This window comes from Rhizobium sp. Pop5, from assembly GCF_024721175.1.
GTDB lineage: Bacteria > Pseudomonadota > Alphaproteobacteria > Rhizobiales > Rhizobiaceae > Rhizobium.
In genome coordinates, this window is the sequence record NZ_CP099398.1 from 28,834 (window position 1) to 54,208 (window position 25,375).

At 57.0% G+C, this 25,375-nt stretch carries 17 protein-coding genes and 5 pseudogenes; 12 read left to right on the forward strand and 10 right to left on the reverse strand.

Features of this window, described 5'->3' with window-relative positions; translation table 11 throughout:
* Positions 1-49: 49 nt before the first annotated feature.
* The 6 genes from NE852_RS00115 to NE852_RS00140 all read right to left on the reverse strand — a co-directional run bounded on the left by NE852_RS00115 (position 50) and on the right by NE852_RS00140 (position 9,156).
* On the reverse strand, positions 50-1,357 hold the full coding sequence (locus NE852_RS00115) for a hypothetical protein (protein ID WP_008534098.1): 1,308 nt from the start codon (positions 1,355-1,357) through the stop codon (positions 50-52).
* Entirely contained in the window at positions 1,354-1,896 is a 543-nt protein-coding gene (locus NE852_RS00120; protein ID WP_258155630.1) for a hypothetical protein, read from the reverse strand. Before NE852_RS00120 ends, NE852_RS00115 begins: the two co-directional genes overlap by 4 nt.
* Before the next feature lie 481 nt (positions 1,897-2,377).
* Entirely contained in the window at positions 2,378-4,690 is a 2,313-nt protein-coding gene (locus NE852_RS00125; protein WP_008534108.1) for an ankyrin repeat domain-containing protein, read from the reverse strand.
* A complete protein-coding gene (locus NE852_RS00130; RefSeq protein ID WP_008534111.1) occupies positions 4,687-5,397 on the reverse strand; it encodes a hypothetical protein in 711 nt (236 codons plus the stop codon). The genes NE852_RS00125 and NE852_RS00130 overlap by 4 nt, the downstream gene beginning before the upstream one ends.
* Before the next feature lie 1,575 nt (positions 5,398-6,972).
* Positions 6,973-7,884: an SGNH/GDSL hydrolase family protein gene (locus tag NE852_RS00135; RefSeq protein WP_008534114.1), complete on the reverse strand. Its 912-nt coding sequence runs from the start codon at positions 7,882-7,884 to the stop codon at positions 6,973-6,975.
* A 48-nt stretch (positions 7,885-7,932) separates the two neighbouring features.
* On the reverse strand, positions 7,933-9,156 hold the full coding sequence (locus tag NE852_RS00140; RefSeq protein WP_128623651.1) for a peptidase S8/S53 subtilisin kexin sedolisin: 1,224 nt from the start codon (positions 9,154-9,156) through the stop codon (positions 7,933-7,935).
* Positions 9,157-9,743: 587 nt separating this feature from the next.
* Between NE852_RS00140 and NE852_RS00145 the strand changes: the two genes are divergently transcribed.
* The 3 genes from NE852_RS00145 (at position 9,744) to NE852_RS00155 (ending at position 14,180) form a co-directional block, all read left to right on the forward strand.
* Positions 9,744-10,829 (forward strand): DUF2252 family protein, encoded by a 1,086-nt coding sequence (locus NE852_RS00145; RefSeq protein ID WP_008534117.1) that lies wholly within the window; start codon positions 9,744-9,746, stop codon positions 10,827-10,829.
* A 117-nt stretch (positions 10,830-10,946) separates the two neighbouring features.
* On the forward strand, positions 10,947-13,406 hold the full coding sequence (locus NE852_RS00150; RefSeq protein ID WP_258155631.1) for a phospholipase D-like domain-containing protein: 2,460 nt from the start codon (positions 10,947-10,949) through the stop codon (positions 13,404-13,406).
* Between the two features lie 90 nt (positions 13,407-13,496).
* A complete protein-coding gene (locus NE852_RS00155) occupies positions 13,497-14,180 on the forward strand; it encodes a hypothetical protein (RefSeq protein ID WP_008536756.1) in 684 nt (227 codons plus the stop codon).
* Positions 14,181-14,501: 321 nt separating this feature from the next.
* Here NE852_RS00155 and NE852_RS00160 read toward each other — a convergent pair whose 3' ends face one another.
* Positions 14,502-14,957, reverse strand: coding sequence for a hypothetical protein (locus NE852_RS00160; protein WP_037174841.1), 456 nt, complete (start codon positions 14,955-14,957; stop codon positions 14,502-14,504).
* A 258-nt stretch (positions 14,958-15,215) separates the two neighbouring features.
* On the opposite strand from NE852_RS00160, the gene NE852_RS00165 reads away from it, so the two are divergent.
* From NE852_RS00165 to NE852_RS32560, 5 genes and pseudogenes are all read left to right on the forward strand, one after another.
* Positions 15,216-15,533: a hypothetical protein gene (locus NE852_RS00165; RefSeq protein WP_008534129.1), complete on the forward strand. Its 318-nt coding sequence runs from the start codon at positions 15,216-15,218 to the stop codon at positions 15,531-15,533.
* 465 nt (positions 15,534-15,998) lie between these two features.
* The gene (locus tag NE852_RS00170; protein WP_008534132.1) at positions 15,999-16,673 is read left to right on the forward strand and encodes a transcriptional regulator; all 675 of its coding nucleotides are present in this window, start codon (positions 15,999-16,001) and stop codon (positions 16,671-16,673) included.
* Positions 16,674-16,800: 127 nt separating this feature from the next.
* Positions 16,801-17,354: pseudogene (locus tag NE852_RS00175) on the forward strand (hypothetical protein).
* A gap of 135 nt (positions 17,355-17,489) precedes the next feature.
* On the forward strand, positions 17,490-18,584 hold the full coding sequence (locus NE852_RS00180; protein ID WP_012489416.1) for a GSU2403 family nucleotidyltransferase fold protein: 1,095 nt from the start codon (positions 17,490-17,492) through the stop codon (positions 18,582-18,584).
* Positions 18,585-18,751: 167 nt separating this feature from the next.
* Positions 18,752-19,590: pseudogene (locus NE852_RS32560) on the forward strand (HAD-IC family P-type ATPase); the annotation flags it as partial.
* 77 nt (positions 19,591-19,667) lie between these two features.
* Here NE852_RS32560 and NE852_RS00195 read toward each other — a convergent pair.
* On the reverse strand, positions 19,668-20,489 hold the full coding sequence (locus tag NE852_RS00195) for a universal stress protein (RefSeq protein WP_008534144.1): 822 nt from the start codon (positions 20,487-20,489) through the stop codon (positions 19,668-19,670).
* Positions 20,490-20,618: 129 nt separating this feature from the next.
* Between NE852_RS00195 and NE852_RS00200 the strand changes: the two are divergent.
* Positions 20,619-21,074, forward strand: a pseudogene (locus NE852_RS00200) (pyridoxamine 5'-phosphate oxidase family protein).
* Between the two features lie 151 nt (positions 21,075-21,225).
* On the opposite strand, the pseudogene NE852_RS00205 reads toward NE852_RS00200, so the two are convergent.
* Positions 21,226-21,360 (reverse strand): annotated as a pseudogene (locus tag NE852_RS00205) (alcohol dehydrogenase); the annotation flags it as partial.
* 22 nt (positions 21,361-21,382) lie between these two features.
* On the opposite strand from NE852_RS00205, the pseudogene NE852_RS00210 reads away from it, so the two are divergent.
* The 3 genes and pseudogenes from NE852_RS00210 to NE852_RS00220 all read left to right on the forward strand — a co-directional run.
* A pseudogene (locus NE852_RS00210) lies at positions 21,383-21,625 on the forward strand (alcohol dehydrogenase); the annotation flags it as partial.
* A gap of 108 nt (positions 21,626-21,733) precedes the next feature.
* A complete protein-coding gene (locus tag NE852_RS00215; RefSeq protein ID WP_258155632.1) occupies positions 21,734-23,089 on the forward strand; it encodes a trypsin-like peptidase domain-containing protein in 1,356 nt (451 codons plus the stop codon).
* A gap of 123 nt (positions 23,090-23,212) precedes the next feature.
* Positions 23,213-23,860, forward strand: a complete 648-nt coding sequence (locus NE852_RS00220) for a BON domain-containing protein (protein WP_008534151.1) — start codon at positions 23,213-23,215, stop codon at positions 23,858-23,860.
* Here the strand turns inward: NE852_RS00220 and NE852_RS00225 are convergent.
* On the reverse strand, positions 23,826-24,704 hold the full coding sequence (locus NE852_RS00225) for a response regulator (RefSeq protein WP_016737392.1): 879 nt from the start codon (positions 24,702-24,704) through the stop codon (positions 23,826-23,828). The two genes, NE852_RS00220 and NE852_RS00225, sit on opposite strands and share 35 nt — an antisense overlap.
* Positions 24,705-25,375: the final 671 nt, after the last annotated feature.

Consider the following 25,375-nt stretch of genomic DNA (forward strand, 5'->3'; position numbering starts at 1 on the left):
GGGACACGACCAGGAAGTTTCGCCCATGCAAGGCGATCATACCGCTTATTTACGCTGCCTCAGCTTCCTCGGTCGCGTTTTCAAAGGGCAAAAACCCTTTGTAAACGAGCTGGTTCCTTACTACCGACTCGTGAACGAAAAACGTCTCTGCGGCAGCTTCGATGCTTTCTGGCGTGGGATTGTTGACGTCGAGCTCATGTCGCAGGTCATCGAACGGGCATAAAAGGCTTCGCGCAAAGGCCCGCTGGAATTTTTGTCTATCTGTGTTCGAACGGCTGACAACGCCGAACTCAGCCCCAGATTTCCAGACGGCATCGCCAAAGATTCTCGCTAGCTCGTAACGACGGTCCTTCGGACGCAAAGTCTGAAGCGACAGACGGGTCCGGTCAGAATCGTCAGACATCCGCACGCCATAGGGAAGTTGACGTGCAGTCGCCGTCGCTTTCTTCAAGTCGGCCCAACGCGCTCCAAGGATATCAGCAAGACTACCGCTCCGCAGTTGCCCAGGTCGCGCGCCGATCATCGCGCGCAAGTTTGCCGCCGCGCTTTCCGCAAATCGCCACGGGGCCGCCGTAGCGGGAAGTTCTGGATCCTTCTCGATCTTGGTTGCGAGACTGAGGTCGACCTTCGCATCCGACAGCCGCGTTGCTTCGATCGCCTGCCCAAGTATTGTTGCTGATTCTGCACCAGGCCTGGCGCGAGCTGCCTCTTCCACGCCCTCTTCACCGGCCAACCCCTCGAAATCGATCAGTGCGGTGACGACATCGTCCGGCGCTTCGTCGGCATCATATCCGAGACAGGCTTCAAGCCTTCTCCACCCCGCCAGTTCTGGGTCTCTCCGTTCTGCTAAGACCTGACCGAAAAGTGCCTCAAGCGCTTTGCCATCTACTGAGCTCGCACAGTGCTCGATGACGACCTGGAGAAAGGCGTCGAGCTCCTTCTCATATTCGTCAGCCATGACCATCCCGACACCATTGATGTCGACATATTGTTGTGGGCCGCCTGCCGAGCGCTTCCCGAGGCTTGGTGCAAAAACGATCCGATCCGCCGAACTGTAGATCATAACCGGCGGCCATAGTGCGCCGCCCATCGCAGAGTTCAACTCGTGTCGCAGGCGCCAGTCCGCTGACACGGAATGAGAGCCGTTGATAGTCTCCCACCGCAGGCGCCACCAATTATCAACGAACCACAAGGCCAGTCCGGTGGCAGAAGCTCTGAAATAGTCCCGAATGGCTTTTTTTTCCGTATCAGCGATACGGGACAATACCCGGTCGCCCAACCGAAGCGAAATCTCTGCAACTTCGCTACCGGCTGCAGACCAGTTGGCGGATAGTTCGAAGAAACGACTGTCGGTCATCGATAAAAAGCCTCTGCGGCCTCGATAGCGGCCCTAAAATTCTCATCGTCTGTTATTGTAAATCCTCCTTGCGCGAAAGCAACCGTTCGCGAACGAGCGAGAATTTGTCGAGCGAAAGCATCATTCTGCAGGATCGGGTATCCATGATATTCCGCCTGGCCCGCATTTGTTATGCGCAGTTCGTAAATCCAACCAGTGTCATCGATTGTCCAGAGCATCGCTGGAACATCTCCCGCGGCTCGCTCCGACTGCAGGCCAAGATGGAGTCCTCGCCTCAGCAGCTGCGGAATCCTCGAAATATCCGCCTGAGCGAACTTTGCATGTTCGTCGCAATAGGTGCGCTCGACATCAGGACCAACATAAGGCTTCAATCCATAAGCAATCGGATTGTACTTGTGCTTGGAGTAGGGGCTATATCTAACAGCGTTGCACAGATCATCGCGCTCCGCATCCCCCGGTATCGATGAGCAAAGTCGGCGCTTGGGATTGTCGCGAGAGCGCTCCACAACGAGCCGCTTTGGAGGGCGAATTCTACCCATTGAGCTCAATCACATTCTGAAAAAACATTGCCGTCGTTACAGCGTCTTTGCCTTGGATTTGCAAGCTATTTTGTGGTCGCTCATATGATATGGTGTGCTGGGCCAGAGGTACACCGATGAGATATCGCGACAACGGCGCGCGGAAGGAAGCAGCGCAATTCCGATGTCGGTGATGGAAGTCCGGACAGATCAGGATCTTCGTCGATCAACTCTCAGGGTCCGCAAGCTGCCGTGCTGCGCCTTCGTATTCGTTCTCGCAGTCGAGCTGATCCTGCTTGCGTTTTCAAACTACGTGCAACTTCCACCGAACTTGATTTCGTCGAGCCACTTCGTGCGATGGCACGCGGCGGACTGGAAGCGGAAGCCCGAGCATTTCCATACATATCAATAGTTTGCCGACCAAACCGCTGTGTTTCCGGTTCGATTCCGATCAAGGCGCGCCATATAATCTCAGCCGTGCGGTCTATGCGTCCCAGCGGAGTCAGTGTGCCACTGTACTTAGCATTTGTTGAAAACATCGCTGAATTCCCGGAGTGCCTCCGGTGGAGGCTCTTGTCTGGAGAGCTTTCCTCGCTGTTGGACCGTATTCTCGATCCGGTAACGGCAAGTCCAAATTCGATGAAGCGACCAACAACTTGAATTTCTGAACTGGGATATTCTCCCCTGTATCGCAACTGCCGGCCGATGATGGCCAAGTCGGATCGTTGGTAATTATAGCCATTATCGGCGTCTTGCCCCAGTTGTCAGCAACGTTTGAGTCTGCACCGAACGCAAGCAATAGCCGAACAGCATCAACAGAGCCCTCCTCTACGGCTGAATGCAGAACCGTATGGAAGCGGTCACCGTCTCTATAGATTTGATTTGGATTAGCGTTGTTGCGCAGCAGGAATTCAATCATTGCTCGATTGCCGCAATGTGAGTCTTCATCCCACACGGCGTTAATGAGGGGCGTCCAAGAGTTACCGCCGCTTCCGTCGACACGGCCGCCGCGCTTGAGTATTTCGTCCGCAATTCGTACGCGAGAATTCGTTCGGGAAATACAATTGGGTTTGTTCGCGACAAACGAGCCAGGTTCATTAGCAGCCGCCACAGCGAGCAACGGAGAATGTCCGGAACCGTCAATGGTGTTTGGATCTCCGATTGTATCCAGGAGCCGAATAAATTGAGATTCGTCAGCTAGATACGCGGCCCGTACAAGCTCGTCTGAGCGAGAGTGTATTGGCATTTGGATCCGCGCTTGGGTCTGCAGAGCGTCGTTGATCGCGTCAATCGGTACGACTAGACCAGTACAATCGCTTGTATCAGTGAGAAAACCTAGGATCTTGCTGCCCTGCAAAACCACCAGCGAGCCACTTCTCCCTTGCTTGAAAAGGCACTTTCCGAAATCCCGGATCACAAGTCGGGCGTTGTTTGAATCAGTTACCTTAACGGGTATATAGTCGTATGCGCCAGACTCACGAGCAAATATGAGCTCATCTTCCTTTGGAATGTCATTGAGTATACGGGGCGAGACAATTTTACAAGGACTGCTGGTTTCGTCTCCAATATCAACGAGCGCTATGTCAATGTCTTGATAGCGCCAAGGTTTTATCCATTGCGGCGGCAAGTTCGATGGGGGATTGACCGGTGCATCAATTTTGGTTTCCCCAAATTCGATACGTATGGTGGCGGATATGCGTTGATGGTCTTTCGATTCCACGACGTGAAGCGCCGTGATTACATAACATCGCCCGTTGGAATTGAATATGTATCCTTGACCGTCGTCTAGACCTTTCACGTATACCGACTGGCTGTGGGATAGAGCGGGGAAAAACAGAACGAAAACAGCCAATATGCTGGCGAAGAAACAGAGGTACCGCAAATTGGACCTACGTTGCCCTTTCCGCGAACTCATATACTTCACCAATTTAGAAATCCTCCCCATCCAGTCTGGAACAGACATCGCGAAACCCAGGAGGGCGAGGAGTAGGAGCAAAACCGGATCCGTTTTCACGCGGTCTAGCCACGAAACAGATAACGGAATGCCAGTCCCAGCGAACGATCGCACGACAGTCTCCTTGGTCGGAAAGTGCGCGCTGACCTCTATCGCGCCGTCCGACCCGGCCCGCGCAAAAACACTTGCGTAACCTTTTGTGTCCATCCAGTTGATCATGTCACCAGCGCTTAGCGGAACTGGGGATCCTCGGACAACATGGGCACCGAAGATAGTGTTAGACAAAGGGGTCGCTATTCCGCCCAGTAAGAACAGCCCGCGATGGCTTCCGAATGTTCTGCCATCTCCGCCAATCATCAGGCGAGACGCCGTTGTAGCGAATGAAAAAATGTTGCCGGTGTCAAAATAGGATTTCGTGAGAACGATGACTGCATGGTCCACTGCAATCGATTTGCCCTCAGAGGACCGAAGTACGATCGACTTTAGATTCGGAGTCCCGATCAAAGAAATCTCAAGCTCAGTCTGACGTACGCGACGCATCACGATTCTTACCGAGCCACTGAGCTCTGCAACGCCGGAAAAACTTCCTTCAAAAGACGGTTCAAGCTGTCCCAGACAACCGCCCGATTTCGCCCCACGGGTCAGGTTGTCGGGGGGTGAGCTACCCTCAATACAAACCAGGGCCGAGTCCAGGGCCAAGACATTGGGCTGATTGAGAAGCGTTGCAGAGGTTTGAAAATCCACGATATCCGTCTGCGCATTTACATCGACGGTCGAAGCGGCCGGGCTAAGCGAGAAAAGCCCCAGTGCCGCCGAGAGGGCGACTAAAAATAAGAGAAATGCAACTCGACGAAAGATCATTCGACAACCTTTATCTGGATGCTCTTTTCGGGAGAGCCGAATGGATCGATAATGTTTATCTCGATCTGTTGCGCTGCGTCGGGTTCGGAAACCTTTAGCTCGCAGGCAGTGTCGAATGCTGCGGCGGACTTGATAGTCTGCGGTGACACCTGGGCGCATTTCAGCACCTTGCTCGGTTGTGCTGGGTCCGTCACAAGATAAGCATCGTCATCAAGCGCTTGAAACAGAAGGGTGGTCACCTGTTCGGGCCTGTTTGATCCGAACCAAATCGTAACATGCGCAGCTTTATCTCGGTCGTCCGAACAGTTCTGGCCATATGAGAGATCGACCGCGAATTCGCGTTCGAGGAGGCTGGTAACAAACTGTTTGCGGTCGCCAACGATCGGGAGGCTGATCGACTGTACACCTTCTGACGCGTCTGCCATGTCAATTTCGCCCGAGGCGTTATAACGCCCATCCTGGCTGGTCATTGCGAGGCATAGTTTAGTGCCAAGTGCAGCTTTGTGATTGAACGAGACGACCTCTGAGGCTTGAGCTTCCGGAACTTTCAACAGTTGGACCCCAACGAATGCTGGAAGCCCGACCGGGACGTTCGTGTCAAATTTGTCTTGAAAGCTGATCAGCCGTGGTCCTGCTAGGGATGAAGCTGCTGACATTGCCAATATCGTGAACGCGACAGAGAGTTCGTGCCGAGCGTCGAGCCGCATGACCTTTCTCCTAAAGAGATCGTCTACTGAAGCTCAGTACCGGAGGCTGAAAACAAAGAGCTTCGTTCACATTTGGAGTGTATCATTCCGCAAGCCAAGGACAAATGATATAGTTTTGTGTAATGCGAATGTCCTGCAGATCATTAGGTCAATGATATAATTTATTATTCAATTCCTATTGGAATGCCTACTCCATGTGGAGGCGGCTACGAGGATGAATCGGCATAGCCGATCGCTTTACTCTGACGAGACTGTAGCGCTGGTATCGCCTGTCTTCGTCGGAATCGACATCTACTCGTTTGTGAGTGGTAGAGCTAACGAAACCACGATTTGAGCAGAGGAAGACCAGCGGTGTCAACATGAAGATTGGGTTCGGTGTAGCCTGTGATCTGAACAACGATCCTTTCGCGCCGCGCCAAGACGCGATCGATATCGTGCGCTCATTGGTGCTCGCGCAGTGAGGGAGAAGGTCGGATGGAATTGGTGGCGAGGTCCTTGAGCGATGGCAAGCTCGATTGTGCATCAGAACGCAACCAGTGTTCTGGTCCCACGTTGTCCTCGCTGTCATAGCGGGTGAATTTATTCCCCAGCTTTAGCAGAAATGCGGCCAGAGACACCACCGACCGACTGCAAATGCTGCCGGGCGGCTTTGCGCCTCCATCCCGGTCATAGCGCCCACAGAAGGGGCGGCTCGAAAGCGGACACTGCAGTGGACTGGCGAGGCAGCGTGCTTGCGCCAACAGCGGGCAATTGGGAGCTTTGGCAGGGAGGACTTTCTCAGCTTGCCCGCGCCATGACAGGTGGGATTCCAAGGCACGGCTGAAGGCGGCCTCGGAATCATAACCGATGCGGCGGGGGCACCTCGCTCACCCGCGCATCGGAGCGCTTGAGCATGTCGCTCGCCAACAGCAGGCGCCAGCGGGTCTGGTAGTGCAGCAGCCTGCCCCGACCAGTGTCGAGAAGCGTTCGGCGAAATTTGAGCGCGACATCCCGGCCACAGCGGCCAGTTCTGCGACGCTTCTGCGACGGAAGGCTCGTCGTGAATGGCTTTCAGCGCCCGGCTGATGCGGGTATCCGCGAGCGCTGCGAGCCAGCCCTTCTCCTCCGGTGGCGCCGTGCAGACCCAGATGTGCGTGGCCCGGATGACCATCACGTCGATGAGGCGCGAGATCATGATGGCCGCGCCCGGTCTCGCGAGGAGAAGGCGGGGCTGGTAACGGCCTGCCTTGAGCCCGATGCGGTGACCTCCGGGATTGACCACCGGCCGGTACACATGTCAGTGAGCTCTTCCGCTGGCGCAAGGAGTTGGGCCGGACCGAGGAGCCCGAGTGCCGACGCGACGGCCACTTGCTGCCGATGATCGTATCCGAGACCGCCACGGTAGGCTCGCCCGCACCGGACCGCCCACAACATCTCTTCTCGACGGAAGCGCAGCGATGTAACGATCGAACTTGGTCGAGGCCGACGCGTCCGCGTAGATAGCGACATCGAGACGGACGCGACGATAATGTTCGCAAGATCACATGCATGACTTCGAAAGATGTAGCACGCTGCCGTCGAAGTCCTCTATTCAAATCAAACCGTTGGCGCAGTCGCAACAGTTTCAGCCGTGAGGACGTTGTAGAATTTCTGGGCCAGTTTTCCGAAGCCGAGAACGCCGGGGTGGAGTTCATTGGCCCAATCTTCCGGTTTCAGCGTGCCTTGGGTCTGGATGAGATGATAGTTGTTCTTGGGCTCCACAGCGAGCCGTTCCAGCATTTGCCGGAAGGCGCTAAGTGCTTCTTTGGCTATCCTGGTTCCGTCTTCAAGACCCCAATTGCAGAAATCCAACGACGGCTTCAGCCAAGGTCCGGCGCAGGATGGATGTTTCCCATTCGGTATTGGAAAGTCATAGGAATGTCCGTAGATCGGGACACCCGGAGCGTGCCTGTTCCTCATTTCAAACAATGCCAAATAGCAGGCCTCGACAGCACCCAGCGCCTTTCCGAACCGATCAGCATTCAGCCCCGTGACCTTTCCGTCGTTGAAATCCAGGAAGATGCAAAACTGGTCGCCGGCTATGTCATTTCCCCCTGCGGAAATCAGAATGGCGTCGGGTTTGCCGTCGACCCAGTTCCCTTTATCCCGCAGAGCGGTGATCATCCTTTCTTGCTTTGGCAGCGACAATTCGTCGATTGCCGCATCCCCGTGATGCGCGAGGTTCAAGATCGTCGGTGGGTGTGCACCATAGTGGCGAAGCTGGGCAATGATGTCAGTATCCTGAAAGGGGAGTCCATTGCCGGTGAGAGGGTAGTCGAACCAGGAGTCGCCCTCGGCCAGCATGACCAGCGATCTCCCGGCTGCGGTCGCCGCAGCGCCGATCGTCATCGCAGCTTCGCGTGCTGCTGCCAGCCGCGCAACGTTTGCCTTGTGAATTCTCGTCCGTTCGGCAATGTCATTTTCGATGTCATCGTTGTGCTGCTTGGGGGTCAGTGCCTGTTGTTCCATGGAAGGTACTCGCTTGGCTGGTGGCTTCGGTCGATTGAGCAGTGTCGACTAATCCCCGGTGACGGGAGCGCAGTAGTCGGCGAACGCTTTCACATTCTGCATATATTGCTGCGCGGCAGCTCCGGTCCCGTTGTAGGCCCGGATCGCTTTCCAAAGGTCGTTGCCGTTATGCTTCAGCTTATCGTCGAGTTCTTCGCAGCATTTTTCGAGACAAAGATCGAAGTCGGCCCATTGCCTTTCGCGGAAGAAGGCCTCATCGGTCTTGATGTTTTGCAGGTCGTATTGGAAGAGGCCGTACCCCTTGTAGACCCAGCTTTCGTCAGGGTAGTTCTGAAGCCGGCGGGTCTTGTTGGCTTCTTCGATCAGGATATCGGTGAACGGGTCGCCATATTTCGCGCGAAAGGCTGCAGTGTTTTTCGGAAACGCGCTTCTGGAGGTGCCGGGGTAATCTCCGCTCGCGTCGAATACGCTGCGTGCAAGTATGTCCTGCACTGAGAGCTTCCCGAGCCAGAGCAGCCATTTGTAGGCCGTCTCCTGGCAAACGATCGCGCAAAGATGCTTCTTTTGATAGGCTTTGCCGTGAACAGCCGCCTGCAGCTTTTGGGCAAAATTGTCCATCATCCACTGCGCACATTTTACGGCCGAAGATTTGGAAATTGGCAGCGATGCGGGTTCTGTTTCAGCGCTTGCCGCAAATGCCAGTGCGAACGCGGAACGAGCAATCTCGCTCGGCTCACCGTCTATGACGACACTCGCGCCTTTGATTTCGGTGCTTACTTCATGCTCGAAAGCGGATGGAGCGAAGCGTTTGAGGCTTTCGATGAGCGCAATGACGCGGCCTCGCGAGTCCCAGAAGTCCATGGTTTCCGTTTCGGTCAGCGCCTTGCTGGGATTGAGGCATCCTATGCTGGATAGGTAGAGTTTCGGAGGATGCCCGGGATGAATCAATATCCCGACACGCTTGCCTGTCGGATAAAGCAGAAGTCCCGGCATCGCGTTGGCGCCCGGATGCTGTGTGTCTTCCGAATATCCAATCGTCCGGTAACGCCCGAACTGCGTATGAAGCGGATAAGTGCCGGCTTCGACCCGCTTGTTGTTGCCAGCTTGCTTGTTGTTGCCGGGTCCGATGCTCTCGCACATGAAGCCGGAGAGCCCGTCTAACGGTGAGCCGTCTCTGAATGCTTGATATCGTCCGTAGGTGCGCCTGAGTTGACCGCTTTGGTGGACGGCAAGACGCTCGACATGCAGTTCCCAGCCCTTACCTGAAATCATTTCGCCCTCCATCAGTCGTGTAATTCGCCATGCCTCCCCCGAAGGAACGGCAGAGGTATGGTCAAGGGTTAAGACCTTACCGCCGAGTTGGCATAAGTATATCTACGCCACGTCGCAGTATCGACAGGGGCGTCTCTGGCGTGATGGTAAATGACTGCGTATGGTATCGATATTATTTCCGTCGTGAAACGTAATACGGAGCTATTGCAAAGTACAGTCATAAATTGTGTTTGATAGAATCGCGAAATGGAATTGCTCATAGATTGCTTACGACGATGTGGCGCTTTGTCGCATCGTAGTCGTAAAATTGCTTGTCCTCGTTAAATGACAATGATTTGGAAAATAAGAGCACTCGTTGAAAGTGTAAAAAATCATTGATAAAAACAAAAGAAGATAATATCATGCCCTCTAATATCTGGACAAAATTCATCAGAATTACTTGAAATATGCAAGTTTTGTCACCGAACGAGCAAGCGTTGTTCGGTGTTTACTTCTGCGTAACGTCTACACAGCAAAGTCCAGGCACTGTGACATTTGCGTTGGCCAGAGGAGAAGTGCGTCTGCCGCAGTTGGGAGGGAGGTCTCGCATGTCGGTGATTGACGTCGTTAAAAGCTACGAGCACTGGCTCCGGCAGCACTGCGACGTTGTCGAACAGGGGCTCGTCAAGAAGCATGAGCGCATGGCCAGTGACCCGCTGATGTTTTTCCGTGCGACCTGTTTCCGGTTCGCCACTCAGATCGAAAGCATCCTACCGAAGGATCCAAAAGCGCCGAGGGTTTTGTCGGTCGGCGACGCCCATTTCGAAAATTGGGGTACGTGGCGCGACGCTGAGGGCAGGCTCGTGTGGGGTGTCAACGATTTCGATGAGGCTGCCGAACTGCCCTACACCTACGATCTCGTTCGGCTCGCGACCAGTTTCGTGCTGGCTAAAGGTCTGCCGAGTAGCTTAACCGATAATATCGACGCCCTACTCAGGGGATATCGAAAAGGCCTCGAAAAGCCCAAGGCCTTGATCATTACAGACAAGATGCCATGGATGCAGGCTCTGCTCGAGAGACCTGCGGCAAAGCAAGGCCATTTTGAGGATAGTCTCGACAAGCTGAAGGTTCTCGAGCCCGAAACCGTTCCCATCCAGGTTCGCGCCGGTCTACTGGCCGAGATGCCCGCAACGATCACCGATGTTAAGTTTGCGGCCCGGCAACGCGGCGGAGGCTCGCTTGGACGTCCTCGTTTTGTCGCCTTCGGCGAGTGGCATGGCTGTTTGGTGGTCCGGGAGAGCAAGGCGATCGTGCCTTCGGCATGGGCGTGGGCTGGTATTGCCAAAGAATACGAGCGCCTTCTTCTTGTCCTGGCCGCGGGGCGCTTCCGCTCCCCCGACCCCTTCCTGACCGCGCACGACGGTTTCATCGTCAGGCGGATCGCTGCAGACTCCAGCAAGATCGATCTGTCCTCGGTCAATGCCCGGACTTACAACCCCGATCTTATTATGGCCATGGGGCGGGATCTCGCTTCCATTCATGTCGCCTCAGGCAACGTCTCCGCTGCCATCGCCGAAAACCTTCAAGACAAACCGGATAACTTTGTGCTCGCCAAAGCCAAGCTTTCTGCGGACGTCGTAAAGCGCGATTTCGAGCAGTGGTGCGAGTTCTACGATCGCCATAAGGGCGAATAGCCCAGCGGCCACATTCCGATCGGCGCGAAGCCGATCATGACATTCAAGTGCTTCTGCAAATTCCGTGAAGTTTCAGCGTGTCGTCTAGCGGTTTGTCGCGATCAAAGGGAAAACATCATGCTGCCGATCAGACTTGGACTTGCGTCCCGATCGTCGTCCGTCCAGCTTCGGGACCTGGTCAGTGTTGCCGCTGCCATTGGCGTGCAAATCGAGCGTGACCTGAAACCCATATGGAATGTCAGCGCCACGATATCAGCGATCTCCGATCCCGACGCAATTCCGCTTGGCGTCTGGCCGGTCTATGTGGTGGACGACACCGGCTTCGATGGAGCAGAAGGCCTCCATTTGACGGACGACAAGCAGCCCTACGCCTTGGTTACGGGTGGGCGGACCTGGTCGTTGACCGCAAGTCACGAATGCATCGAGATGCTCGTCGACCCCAGCGGAAATAGACTGGTTTCTTCCGCCGCCGTAGCGGTGAAGGGCGGTGTGATCATCGATCTGCCGGATGAAAAATTCGAGTACCTCGTCGAACCCGCCGACCCCTCCGAAGATCAGGACAATGCCTATATGATCGATGGCGTAGTGGTCAGTGATTTCTACACGCCACGATATTACGACCCCAGCGTTTCATCCGGCGCGCGTTACAGTTTCAGTGGAAAGATAACGGCGCCAAGGCAAGTTTTGCCCGGTGGATATCTCAGTTGGAGAAACCCTGTCCTCGGTCGCATGCAGCAACTGAACTGGCTGGACCAAGTCGCCGGACCGAGAATCGCAAACATACCCGGCCGGCCGTCTGCTCGCGGCAGATCGACACTGCGAGGCTTTGTCGATCAGCACATGAAAACCTATGAGCGGCTATCGGATCTGCCGCCTGAAGCGCCGACGTCCACGCGGCAGCAATCCCGCTCGTTGTGGCTTGCCCGTGCAACGGCTCTGCGCAGCAGTGCCTTTACGATGGCTCGAATCCCGTCTGGTCTGGCGGCCGCGACCCCGATAGCCGCGCAGGCAGCACTCGATGCCAACCTCGATACACTAAAGGCGTCCGGTGGAACGAAGGCCTATGTCGGATGGCACTTCCAGAATGACTGGATCACCACGCGCCGCGCGGTCATCGTATTGGCGCCTGTTTCCGAGGTGCAGGTCGTAAGAAGCCGCCTTCCAACCTCATTCGGAGACGTACCGGTGGATGTCAGGCCCGATCCTCGTCCCCAGCTCAGCGCGCCCGGGACAGCGTTTCTGTTTGCCAGCGCGGCTTCGGGGACGGTGCGCGAGGAGCTTGCCGTGCCCGACTTTCCTGGAGAGGTATTGCTCCAAGGTGATGCCGGATCGCCAGGGTTGCTCGCAGCGAGGCGACAGAAACCTATCGTCCAATATACTCCGCCTCCCGGTTACAGTCTGGAAGCAAGGGAGTATGACGTCACTCTGACGCTTCATATCAGCCCGGAGCAAGGATGGGCCGAGCTCGGCCCGTTTATCCGCGCGACGCAGTCAAGCCTGGTAATCGGCATGTACGAGTTCACCGCTCCGCATATCGACCGGGCAGTTACGGAAACGCTCGGCTCAACGGGCAATTTGACGTTGACATTGGATTCGCCTGGCGAACAGCCCGGCAAGCGGGAGCAGACCGTCGAGGATACCGAAACCGATCTGGAAAATGGCCTTCAAACGAGGCTGCAGTTTGCCTGGGCGCTTTCCGGGCTCGGGAAGGAATCGGTGGCGAAGGCCTTTCCGAGCGCCTACCATATCAAAGTGGCGGTTCGCGACAGTTCCGCCTTCTGGCTGTCATCCGGCAATTTCAACTCCTCGAACCAGCCCAATCTCGATCCGACCGATCAGAAAGCGCTTGCGCAGGCCTTCGAGCGTGCGGACCGCGACTGGCATGTCATATGCGAATGTCCGGAACTCGCGACGATCTTCGAGGCCTATCTGAGGAACGACTATGCCGAAGCGGCACGCGCCGCGCAAAACGCCACCGCTGCGGCGGGGCTCGCGGCGGGGACACCCTCGGTCGCCCCTCAATCGCCCCTTGATGCCATACAGATGGCGGTGAGGTCCCCGAAACGGTTTTTCCCGCCGAAGGTTGTGGCGGGCAAGATCAGGATCAAGCCATTGTTGACGCCCGACGACTACCGACGGCCGATCCTCGATCTTATCAAAAGCACTGAAAACCGCTTTTACATGCAGACGCAGTATATTCATACGATCGCGGCCGATGATGACACCGGCGACATAAAGCACATGGAGCTCATCACGGCGGTCGCCGACCTGATCAAGCGGGGGATCGATGTGCGCCTGATCACGAGCGAATACCAGACCAGGCCATGGATTGAAAAGCTGCAGGACGCGGGGATCGACGCCGCTAACTTCCTGCGCATTCAAAAGAATGTCCACAACAAAGGGATGATCGTCGACTCCAAGACCTGTGTGATCAGCAGCCAGAACTGGTCGGGCGAAGGCACCGGAACGAACCGCGATGCCGGTCTCATTATCTATAGCGCGGAGGCTTCGAGATATTTCGAGGAGATCTTCCTGCATGACTGGGTGAATTTGGCGCGGCCGCAATCACTGCTGTGAGCAATCTGCTGTGTACCCGATCAGTAACGGCGGGCATCGTAAAATCAAACGGTTCAGCTGGCTCAGCAAGGCGATACAAAGGAGGGGTGTATGGGTGATGTCGTTGAAAAAGTGGTGCTTCCGACATCACTGGGGCTCCTGGGAGGTCTAGTGGCATGGGGGGCGACGACATTCTTAGACTTGCGCAAGGATTTACGGGAACAAGCGATATTTGCCCATCAAGTCGATATCGACAAGATCAAGATTTTTGATCTTATTGATGAAAAGAAAATAGATTTGTCCCTCGCGGTGATCGACTATTACAAGGCCAAGTATACCGACGAAGAGTCATTTTCTATCCTTCTTGGAGCAGCTGAAAATTACATTGATACATTTGAGGGCGCGATCACAAACCCGCAAGGAGTTCAGAGTTCCGATCAGGCTTCGAGCTCGTTGCTGAGCCTCGATCCAGCGACCATGCGTGATCAGTTTTTCAGCCCGTCCAGACGAACATACGCTGAAGGCTTGGCAGCGTTTTATAGAAGTGCCGATCCCGGAAGGCGTGCGGCCCTCGTGAAATCACTGATTTCAGCAATCATCAGATCGACTGAAAATGACCCGAAGAGAGAATACCGCGTTAATCTCTACATCGCGCTTACCTTCACTTTATTGCCGAAAGTCGACGCTTCTGTTGCCGGTTCAGTGAGAGAGGTGTTGGCCGAACTGCAAACGACAAACAAATCAGATCCGACATTCCAAAAGAACGTCAACGCCGCCATCGCAAAGCAGTCATAGAAGTGATGTGCGGGACACCTTATAAATCATAGCGAGATAAGGTTGTGGCTGCGACCGCTGCTTACTCCCACTCACTACCGACACGGATCGCTTTGACTTAAAAAAATCGATTTTCGAACATTTACATTTTTTTTGTGCACAAGGTCCGCAGTTCGAACCCGTTCAAGGCAATAAGGAATGAACGCTGGCCCTCGCTACTTGCGGACTGTTCGGTTACGGCTCGGGCTTGCGGCAAGACGACCCGGTCGTGATAGGGCGGTCATTAGCAAGCAAAAGGCCGCTTGCGGCGGCCTTCCGCGTTCTTGAACGCTAGTGCTTCATTCAGCCAGCGGCCTTGATGCTCGTATTGCAAAGGCTCCAATAGCCGCCACCCTTCTGAATCCACTTCAGATCTCCGAGGGAGCCGGCATCTTTCGCGGCATGGTAGGCGTCGACGCAAGTGTGCAGCCGGCCCTTGGCCGGCGCCTCGCTCGAATATTTCTTGTCGATCGCCTTCGGGAACTTGACACTCTTCGGCGCCGCGGTCGTAGCCTTTTCAGGTTCTTTGTCGGTCGTCTTTGCGACGTCCGCCTCGTCTTCCTTATCGGCGGCGGCAGCGTCCGCGCCACAGAATTTGGCGCGGAAATCGTTCCACTTCATGTCTTTGGCGGAGCCGTCAGCTTTGGCCGCCTGATATTTTGTGCTGCATTCTTTCATCGTTAGCGCGTCGGCCGGCGACGACATGATGAAAGCGGCAAGCAACGAGCCGGCAGCGGAGAGAAGCAATTTGTGCGACATGTGATTGGCCTCGGTCAATGATGTTGACGTTTCAGTCTTCTCTTCCGCCTGAGCTTTGACGCCGATGACGGAACGGGTCCATTGAGGCTTCTGGTCAATGAACCTTCAATGAACAGTGGTGCTGACAAATTATCGCAGGCACACCCGCGCTCGCGCGGCGGCCCAGCAAGGTCTGAGCGTCGACATAAGTCTTTTGGATAGATAGTCGCCGCGCTCCAGCGCAGTTACAATCTTCGCGCGAATGATGAGGATGGGGGCATGCGTTGCAGTTATCGCAATCCGCAGAAGAGATCTGTTCTGTTCGAGGCGCCGGGCTTGCTCATGGGTGCGCTCGCGTTCGGTGCAGCCGGCGGAATGACTGCCAGCGACTTGCTCGTTTCATGGAATGCTTCCGGTGCCGCCGGACAATCGTGCAAGATCAAGGGCAATATCAGCATCGAAACAGGCGAACGCATTTTTCACGTGCCGGGGCAGCGATACTACGTACAAACGAAGATTAGTCCCGAGTATGGAGAACGTTGGTTCTGCTCAGAATTTGAAGCCTGGGCGGCCGGCTGGCGGAAATCGAAAACGTAATAAAGCGGGGTTCGCAACCGACGGATCCTTTGTGGCACCACGAGCTTTCAAGGCCGCTGCCTGGCTGGTTGCCACGGTGTTCACGTTCTGGGCTAAAAAGATCGCATAATGGATCGAAGGGAACTGGCCCGGCAGGCGAGCAAAGAAAGACAAGGTTGACAGGCGCATTGCTTCTTCGATTGAGGGTTCGGCAGTTAAAATCTTTTAAGACTCCGGCGATGCACAACAAGGAAGCTCGCCGATAAGTTGCCCACGTGCAACTTTTGAATCAGTACGGTTTGACTTCGTTCAGGGCCAATGTAGCCTCACCCGTCTCATCCCCCATTCGACTGGCCACGAATTCTGCTCCTGGAAAGGTGAGGTGGACATTCGAGCGTGGCTATAGACGGGCAGTCCGGTAATCGTTATTTCGGATACACCACCCCATCACCAAATCATCCCGTGAATTTTTCAAGGGCTTTTATATTGAAAAAAGTGCAACGCAGTTTTGCCGTCGAGTACAAAAGCGGCAGACGAAAACTCGATACTAGGTCGAACTCGATCTGGGGCAACGTGGACCTAAAATCCGTCGCTCGCGACCTAGACAAAGAGGCAATGCCGTTTCTGTCGGATAGCTCTCAGAGTGGCAAATCCAACAGCGAAATTTCTCTACCAAAACCAGATCAGGCTGAGTCGTTGTTGACACCGCCTCTTGAGCCGTCGACAACTGCATCAGATACACAGGAGACGAGCATGGCCGACGAGACTGATACTGCAACCAGTGCCGATGTGCCGGCCGTTGTCGAAACGCCAATTACGCCGAAGAAACAGCGCAAACCCAGGGCCAAGAAAGCCGCGGCACTCGAAACCGCGTCAGCTGACACTACGGCAGAGCCAGCAGCTGCTCTGGCCGGCGCCGGTGGTGTGAAGAGGAGAGGGCGCAAGACAAAGGTGGTCGAAGCTGCGGCGAGTGCCAAACGCGCACCGGTGCGCCGCGCTCCAAAGGCTGTGCAGCCGGCGCCTGCCGCGCCGATGACAGCGATCGATGAAATGGCGGACCTCCTGCAGTTAGAAGAGGAAAATCAGCGGCTGCGCAAGCTTCTGGCTGAAAAACTTCGCGCTGAAAATGCCGATCTGCGCAAACGGCTCAAGCTCGATTGATAAAAGCAGCTGGTCAATCGCCGGCCGCATTTCCATGCTTATCAAGAGATAAAATTTGGCGACGGTGAGCTGTTGCCGGAATGAAGACTTACTGCCTGCTTGCGGGATAAAACGCGAGGTCGGATAGATGGCGTCTCCCTGGAAATTTCTTGCCCGACTGGTCTCACCGGGACGCGAACAAAAGCGAGAAAGCGGCTCGACCGAGAAGGTTTCGCCGGAGGCGTTGCCTAGTTCTGGTCCGACTGAAACGCCTGCCGAGGACAGCCTGAATAGCGATGGTCGGCCGGCAGGCGCGGAGCTACCTCGTCACGGTCAACCCGGTGCAATTTCCCTCAAGCCTGTGCATTCCGAAGAAGCCGAAAGCGATGTCCACGACAAGGTCGACGGCGAAGTTGCCGAAATCGTGGAGGTCGCTGATCCCGCTATATCAGGTGGTACTGGTTTCGACGTCACCGCTGCGAATGATGCCGCTAGGCTCAAGCGAATTGCCGAGTCGCACCGCGCGAGCAAAGGAGCCGCAGCAAGGAAGCGGTGGCGATTGCAGACGATCCCCAATTTATCCAAACTGCAAACGGGATGAGCCTCGATGACGAGATCAGGATGCTCAGGGATCAGCTGGCCAGAAAGCTAACGTTGCAAAACGCGCAGTTGAGAAAAATGCTGGAGCGGTTTGAACGATGAGCGTGACGCGCTGCCTGCCTTTTAAGCTTGTTGCAGGTGTCCTTTCAAGGCGATAGAGGCGGCATCCTATCTTGCGACCTATCCTCACGACCGTTATACTGTTTTTGAAAAACAGTATAACCCTGGAGTCGAGCTATGAAGTCCATCGACCTCATGTATCAGACGATGCTCGCTGAGCTCGGTCAGCGCTCGCTCGACGCCGCTTGGACGGCCGATTTCCCTCCGGAGGGTCGGTTCACCCCGGCAAACATCAAGGGGCGCAAGTACTGGTATTTCGACATCCCGGATGGACATGGTGGTACGAAACGTCGTTACGTCGGTTCCGCTGATGATCCGGTTATCGCACAGCGCGTAGCTGATCATAAGCGGGACAAGGACGATCTACGCGCTCGCAGGCGCTTGGTAAATACCCTGACCCGCGAAGGCGGGATGATCGCCCCTGACGCCATGTCGGGCGATATCGTCGAGGCTCTTGCCGATGGCGGTCTCTTTCGGCTCCGGGGTATTCTCATAGGCACGGTGGCCTTTCAGTGCTATTCAGGACTGCTCGGTGTCCGTCTTCCCATGGCTGCGATCCTGACCGGCGATGCTGACATCGCCCAGGACTATGCCATCAGTCGGGAGGTCGAAGATAGTCTGCCTCCGATCCTTGAGTTGCTGCAGGGCGTCGACGCCAGCTTTCGTCCAGTTCCACATCGATCGGGAGCCGCGGTATCGTCAGCGTTTCAGAATGCCGACGGCTACAGGGTTGAGTTCCTGACGTCGAACCGTGGTTCGGATGACTACATCGATCAGCCGGCGAAGATGCCCGCTCTTGGTGGCGCCAGCGCGGATCCACTGCGCTTTCTCGACTTCCTCATAAGGGAACCCGTCAGGACAATGCTGCTCCACCGAAGCGGTGTTCCGGTCGTCGTCCCTGATCCGTCCCGGTATGCCGTCCACAAGCTAATAGTCGCCAGCCGCCGAAACACGGACGGGCAGGGGCCGGCGAAGCGTGAGAAGGACATCCGACAAGCTGCGCTGCTCTTCGAAGCGCTGCAGCAGACAAGGCGATCTACCGACTTGGCGCTCGTCTACAACGAAGCATGGAGGCGCGGGCCTACATGGCGAGAAGGTATTCGAACCGGGGCGGGAATGCTGCCAGCACAAGATGCCGAGCGGCTCAACACGGTCCTGACCGAGGGCGGAAAAAGAAACGGCGAAGAAATTGAACTTCCGTTTGGAGAATAGGCCGTCTTTCAAGGCTAAGCAGTTGATTTGATTCGAAGTCGTGAAGACAATGAAGATGAATATGGTCCTGCGGGGTCCTGTGCCGAATATCTGCATCGCACGGTCTCAGATCTGGCCCCGGCCAGCGCCGGGCAGGCGAAGCGCTGATCTACATAGCAAGGGGGTCAATCGAGAAGATCGCGGTCGGCGACGTGCTCCTGATACGCAAGGGCGACGTCGTACCGGCCGACGGGGCTCTCGTCAGCGAAGTCGCGACGATCGACCAGGCGGTCCTGACCGGAGAGCCTTTAAGGGTGCGCATCGCGAGGGATGGCAACATTTCAAGTGGCGCTACGAACGAGGGGGACGTGATCGAAATCCGCGTTCTAAGTCGCGCCGAGACAGCACCTATGCCGGAATACCGGAATAGTGAGGCTCGTGGAAGCATCGAGGCGCTCCAAGGCGAAGCTGATGCGACTGGCCGACCGGTTCTCGGTGTGGTTCTTGTTCGCCACGGTAGCGATTGCAGGCGTCTCGGCGTTCATGTCCGGAGACCTGTCAAGGATCGTGGCCGTGCTGGTCGTCGCCACGCCCTGTCCGTTGATCCTGGCCGTACCCGTCGCACTTGCGAAGGAGGGCGTTCTGGTGAAGGGTGCGGGACCTCTCGAGGCACTCGTCCAGGCCACCGTGGCGGTGTTCGACAAGACGGGGACGCTCACCGCGGGACAGCCCGAAGTCGGCCACATCGAGGGATCGGAGCATCCTAACAGGATCCTGCGGCTGGCCGCCTCGCTGGACCAGGCGTCGGGCCATGTGGTCGGACGCGCGCTGGTGGACGAGGCGCATAGACGTGGGTTGGGAGTGAGCCGCCCATCGGAGGTGACCGAGACCGCGGGATCCGGAATCGTCGATGGCGTGCGCGTCGGCGTCGGAGGAGACGCCTAACGGGTCAGGCAGCGCAATGCGTGTCAAGGTAGTGTTTGACGGCACGCCGGCTGGCACGATCACGCTCGAAGACCGGCTTCAATACCTTCCGCCAGTCGGCGGGGCATTGCTTTAGGAGGCCATCGACGTCGCGGTCATTCTAAACGCCCTTCGCGCCCTCTAATGGGCGAGAAGCACTAGTAGCTCGGCCTTGACGAGAAGTTCTCGAGTGACGCCGCCGAGGATGAACTCACGAAGCCGCGAATGGCCAAATCCGCCCGCGACCAGAAGGTCCGCCTTTCGTTCCAGCGCGGCCGATTGGATGGCGCCTGTCGCGGTCTCGCCGCCTGCCTGGATCGATACGTCATCCACGTCGAGTCCCGAATGCTTCAACGAAGAGATCAGGAGGGCGCGGTTCGCCTCGTCGATCTCCTTGTCGTCGGTGATCGAGATGACCTGCACCTTGATCGCGCGTTCGATGAAGACCCGTGCGCTGGAAAGGGCGCGCGCTGCGGTGGCGCTGCCGTCCCAGGCGACGGCGATCGTGTCCACACGAGAGTAGACGCTGGTGGCTGGAAATAGCACGAGCGGACGGCCGCTTCCGAATAGCAGCGTTTCGGAGAGTTGCCGGGAGAGCTCCGAGGCTTCGACGATGGAAAGGTCGTAGCACTTGGCAATTTCAGAAAAGCGTTCATAGACGAACGGTTCCCTGACCTCGAATCCGTGGATTCGCACCTCGAAGCCAGTTTCCGAAATAGCGTCGGCGATGTGTCCCCGCAGCGAAGTCCCGCTGTCCCGGCTATACCGTTCTGCTTGTCCCCGCCATGTCTCGACATCGATAACGGTGGGAAAGGGCGGATGGACCTGGGGGATCCGGACTTGTGGGATACTGGCGACGAGATGGGCGTCATTCTGCCTAGCGAGGCCGATAGCATTGTCGATTATGGCGAAGGAACTCGCGTCGGGATAGGTCGACAACGGGAGATGGAACTGCGGCTTCATGCTTGCCTCCTGAGGTTAAACTTCCGTCATGATGCATGCCGCTGAGAGAGTTCGCATTGCGCTTGGTCAAGGCCGCGGCGCAATGAAGCTCCTATAATCGCGCCTTCATCGAAGCTGGAGGACACGGCCATGACGATCAATCTGACGGAGATCAACCCCGGTGAGTGCTACCGCATCCTGGAGAACGAGCGTTTCGGTCATCTGGCATGCTGCAAGGATGGGCAGCTCTACGTGGCGGCGATCTATTTCGCCTTTTCCAACGGCGTCGCCTATAGCTTCACCATGCCCGGCAAGAAGCTCGACTGGATGCGGGGAACGACAAGGTCTGCCTACACATCGAGCAGCGTTCGAGCGCCGGCGGGTGGACGAGCATCGTCGTCGAAGGCAGGTTCGAGGAATTTCCTGACAGCGAGGCGCGACAAAGCGAACGGCTCCACGCGTGGTCTTCTCCAAAAGTATTCGGACTGGTGGGAAATCGGCTCTATAAAGCCCCAGGAGTTCCCCATGCCCGATGGCTCTCCTCATGTCTTCTACGGCATTGCCGTCACGGCCGTGTCGGGACGCAGTGCAGTCAGAACGGAATGACCGTCGATGCTCGAGCCGAACCCGCATCCCACAATCGGAGCACCACATGCCATATCTACGCGGCCTATATCCAAGCGCCACATCTAATTTCACCTCGCACCCGCGTTTCGCGCGGGCGCTCTGATTCAAGACGAGATCTTTGCCGGTCGGCAACCGTTCCGCCCTTCCGCACCACGTCGAGCGCCATTGGCACGAGCTCGCCGGCCGGCGCGAAGATGATGGCGGCGTCGAGCGGCACCGGCGGCCTTTCACCGGAAAACCCGGTCCAGACGGCGCCAAGATCAAGCGTGAACTTCCGTCCGGCCTCGTTGGTCTGCGGCGGCATCGACATGTCAGACATTCCGAGCATGCCCTATCGTCTGCTCTGGGGCGAGCGGCGGGTCGTCTCGGTGGCGAACCTGACGCGGAGCGACGGGGCGGAATTCTTCTCGATCGGGAAGGCGGCAGGGGTCAGATGCTTCACCAGCGTCTACCCCCTCGAGCATGCGAACGAGGCTCTCGACGATCTGCGCGCAGGCCGTGTCTCTGGAGCCGCCGTGATCGTTCCGTAGCCGATGTTCCCCTTGACAAGGATCAATGCGCTTTGCTTGCGCTACACAAAAGCTTCTTCGTCAAGACGTCCGCCGACAACCGGCGGCGCTTCCGCAAGGAGATCAGAGATGTCGCGTTCGTTGCTCGCCTTGGCGGCGCTCTTCATCGCAGGTGAGAGCCTATTGTCGGCTCCAGCCGTTGCAGACAGCCTGTCGCTCGCGCCGATGCTCCAGCGTGTCGTGCCGAGCGTCGTCAGCATCTCGGTGCAGGGCAGGGAACTCGACGACGCGGATGCAACGCTTGCTGATCCCTTCTACAGAAAGTTCTTCGGACTACCTGACGACGCTGCGCCGGCAGAGCACAGCTTCCAATCGGCCGGATCGGGTGTCGTCATCGACGAGGTCCACGGCTACATCGTCACCAACCAGCATGTCATAGCAAGCGCCTCAAAAATCGAGGTGGCGCTCTCCGACGGCCGACGCTTCCAAGCGAAACTTGTCGGCGCCGATCCCGAGACGGATGTCGCTGTCGTTCAAATTCCACCTGATCATCTTGTTCAAGCCGAGTTTGGAAGCGCGTCCTCGCTTCACGTCGGCGACGTCGTCGTGGCGATCGGGAATCCCTTCGGCCTGGGCCAGACCGCGACGATGGGCATCGTAAGCGCGCTTGGGCGCCGTGCCGTGGGATCGGAGGGGTACGAAGGATTCATTCAGACGGACGCGTCGACCAATCCCGGCAATTCGGGCGGCGCGCTTGTAAGCGTGGACGGCGTCGTGGTCGGGATCAATAGCGCGATCATCGGCCCCGCCGGAGGAAGCATCGGCATCGGTTTTGCGGTCCCAGCCGAGACTGTCGGCATCGTGATGCGGCAGCTCATCCTGACCGGCAAGTTGGTACGCGGCGAGGTGGGAATTTTAACGCAGGACCTGACGCCCGGTCTCGCAAAGGCGTTCGGCGTCGATGAAGGGGCGGGCGCGCTGGTCAGCGAAGTCCTTCCGGGTTCACCGGCGGCAAATGCAGGAATTCAGCCGGGCGACGTCATTCGGATGGTCGACGGAAGGACGGTGCGCGGCGCGTCCGACGTTCGAAGGCTTGTGGGATCGCTACCGTTGCAGTCCAAGCCGTCCTTCCAGATCGACCGCGCGAGCCGAAGGATAGAAGCATTTCCCGTGGTGTCCGACGCACCGGTTGCCGAACCGGCTGCTTCGCGTACCATTCATATCGCCCGCGGCCCTCTCGCCGACGCCGAGATGGCGAACTCTCCCGATGGTCCCGGCGCCCGCGTCGTCGTCGTCGCCGAGGGTTCGGTCGCGGCACAGGCCGGCCTGCAGCCGGACGACGTTATCGTCGCTCTCGACCAGCAGCCGGTGACGGACGTCGGGCAACTCCTCTCAATACTCGTGAAGGAGCATGCCCGTGCTCTCATCACCGTCGTGAGGAACGGCCACCGCCTCTTCGTGGCCGCTGACGTGCAGACCCAGTAGCAGCCCGCAGACCGTGTTCTGTCCGCTGAAATTCCAAGGTCGCTCTCCTGCTTGATGAAGATCAACGACGAAAATCTGCGGCGCTGTCACGATCGGCACGTCGCAAACCTGAAGGAGGTTGTCATGAACGACATTCAACTCAGACAGAACATTCTCGACGAAATGGAATTCGAGCCCAGCATCGACGCGGCTGATATCGGCGTCGCGGTCGATAGCGGGATCGTCACACTGACTGGTCACGTGCGCTCCTACGCGGAGAAAGAAGCCGCAGAGCGCGTGGTTAGTCGCGTCAAGGGCGTGCGCGGAATAGCTGCCGATATCGAGGTCCGGATTTTCGGGCCGAAGGAAACAGACGACGACGACATCGCCCGGCGAGCTGTCAAAATGCTCGACTGGAACGTTTCCGTGCCAAAGGATTCGGTGCAGGTGCGGGTCCTCAAAGGGTGGATCACCTTGCGGGGAGAGGTCGAGTGGCAATATCAAAAGAACGCGGCCTACGACGCCGTGCGGGATCTCGCCGGCGTAGTAGGGGTGTCCAACCTAGTGGAGCTGAAGCCGCATATTACGGCGGTGGATGTCAAGAAACGCATCGAGGATGCTTTCCAGCGCGACGCCGCTCTTGAGGCCGATGCAATCAGAATCGACGTCCAAGGCAGAAAGGTAATCCTCTCCGGCAAGGTGAAGACCTGGTCGGAACGGCAGGCGGCGGAGCGCGCTGCATGGTCCGCTCCAGGGATCAGCACTCTCGACGACCGACTGACGGTCGGGTGATCGAATATCGGGATTGGCTAGACATTACTGCTCTGCCCACACTCAGCAGCAAGGGCGCCGCTGAGCGCCCTTCGCATAGAGCCCAATTTCCTTGATCGACTTGCGCGCAGATCTCGTCTTCGGAACGAAATTCCGCACCACCCGTTGCAGAGCCTCCGTCGCGAGCACAAGGCGACCATTGATGTTCTTGGAGAGCGACCTTGGGTGGCGACGTAGGCTGGGATCTTCCGCGAAGAAAGATATGAGTCCCCGCAACGGCAGCGCGATTGAGGTTTGGGTTTGATTTTTCTAAATTGAAATCCTGCTGTCGAGCAGAATCGCTATTAGGCCTCGTGGCGAGCAGCAGCCTGAGACGGGTCGACATCTCCGATGCAGTGTACGGCTTCTTCAGCCAGCCGGCGCCCGCTTCGATCTCCTTGTCCGCGGCATGGGGTTCAGAAAAGCCCGACGTCAGGAGAATTTTCACCCTCGGCCAGCGCTCCCGGACATTCCGGGCCAGTTCGTCGTCGTTCATTCCCGGCATGGCCACATCACTGAACAGGAGCGCTACGTCATGCCCCGCCTCCAGCTCCTTCACCGCGTCGATCCCGTTCGTAGCTTCGATCACGAAGTAGGCAAGCGTCTGCAGGCGGCTGACCGTCACTCGGCGAACTCTCGCGTCGTCCTCGACCACCAGGATAGTTTCCGTGCCCCGAGGCGGGGCTTCCTCAGCCCGCTGCTCGTTCGGATGAGAATCCTTTCCGGCGTCGGCGCGTGGAAGAAAGAGGCGCACCGTCGTCCCTTCGCCAAGTTCGCTGTAGAGCTGCAGGTGCCCTGCGGATTGCTTTGCGAAACCGTAGACCATGCTCAGCCCAAGCCCCGTTCCCGAGCCCGTCGGTTTCGCGGTGAAGAACGGTCGAAAGCCCTCTCCATCACATCGGACGTCATTCCGGTGCCGGTGTCGGTCACGGAAATGAGGACGTAGCTGCCGGGGCGGATCGCCGGGTACATCAGGACATAGTCGGAGTCGATCTTGCAACAGAGCCCTTGCAGGCGGGCACCTCAAAGCAGACAGGAGCTGCGATGGAGGACAAGGCTTCGCAGGTTCTATCGAGCACGAAATACAGCACTGCTACCAAGCAGTTGGCAGGATCCGTGCTCTCACAATCCAACAAAAAGCGCTGATGAACGAACAAGAACTTTCGAACCAGTTTCTGTTGTTTTTCCCGGGCTTCTCGTCAACCAGTCTTATTCCGTTTCCTGCCACCTTAACTCATCATCTTCCGGAAAAGCGGCAGTTGGTTGCGAACATCCAGTGCCTCGGTCGGTGGACTCCGCTGAAGCGCCTATTTGAAGTCACTCTGCCCCAGATACGCTTCAATGCAGCTAGGAATGGGAAGCGATGAGCAAAGTGCGTAGGAGATCAAAGTTTCCCACTCCTTGTGGCCTGCCGAGGTCGGCGATCGATGACAGGCGTAATCGAGAGACACTGGCCCCCGAGACATCAATCCCGCTTGGGGGAGACGTATCTGACAA

Coding starts and splice junctions, on each gene's coding strand:
- NE852_RS00115 (WP_008534098.1), bottom strand. CDS start 1,357: ATGACCGACAGTCGTTTCTTCGAACTATCCGCCAACTGGTCTGCAGCC.
- NE852_RS00120 (WP_258155630.1), bottom strand. CDS start 1,896: ATGGGTAGAATTCGCCCTCCAAAGCGGCTCGTTGTGGAGCGCTCTCGC.
- NE852_RS00125 (WP_008534108.1), bottom strand. CDS start 4,690: ATGATCTTTCGTCGAGTTGCATTTCTCTTATTTTTAGTCGCCCTCTCG.
- NE852_RS00130 (WP_008534111.1), bottom strand. CDS start 5,397: ATGCGGCTCGACGCTCGGCACGAACTCTCTGTCGCGTTCACGATATTG.
- NE852_RS00135 (WP_008534114.1), bottom strand. CDS start 7,884: ATGGAACAACAGGCACTGACCCCCAAGCAGCACAACGATGACATCGAA.
- NE852_RS00140 (WP_128623651.1), bottom strand. CDS start 9,156: ATGATTTCAGGTAAGGGCTGGGAACTGCATGTCGAGCGTCTTGCCGTC.
- NE852_RS00145 (WP_008534117.1), top strand. CDS start 9,744: ATGTCGGTGATTGACGTCGTTAAAAGCTACGAGCACTGGCTCCGGCAG.
- NE852_RS00150 (WP_258155631.1), top strand. CDS start 10,947: ATGCTGCCGATCAGACTTGGACTTGCGTCCCGATCGTCGTCCGTCCAG.
- NE852_RS00155 (WP_008536756.1), top strand. CDS start 13,497: ATGGGTGATGTCGTTGAAAAAGTGGTGCTTCCGACATCACTGGGGCTC.
- NE852_RS00160 (WP_037174841.1), bottom strand. CDS start 14,957: ATGTCGCACAAATTGCTTCTCTCCGCTGCCGGCTCGTTGCTTGCCGCT.
- NE852_RS00165 (WP_008534129.1), top strand. CDS start 15,216: ATGCGTTGCAGTTATCGCAATCCGCAGAAGAGATCTGTTCTGTTCGAG.
- NE852_RS00180 (WP_012489416.1), top strand. CDS start 17,490: ATGAAGTCCATCGACCTCATGTATCAGACGATGCTCGCTGAGCTCGGT.
- NE852_RS00195 (WP_008534144.1), bottom strand. CDS start 20,489: ATGAAGCCGCAGTTCCATCTCCCGTTGTCGACCTATCCCGACGCGAGT.
- NE852_RS00215 (WP_258155632.1), top strand. CDS start 21,734: ATGTCGCGTTCGTTGCTCGCCTTGGCGGCGCTCTTCATCGCAGGTGAG.
- NE852_RS00220 (WP_008534151.1), top strand. CDS start 23,213: ATGAACGACATTCAACTCAGACAGAACATTCTCGACGAAATGGAATTC.
- NE852_RS00225 (WP_016737392.1), bottom strand. CDS start 24,704: ATGGTCTACGGTTTCGCAAAGCAATCCGCAGGGCACCTGCAGCTCTAC.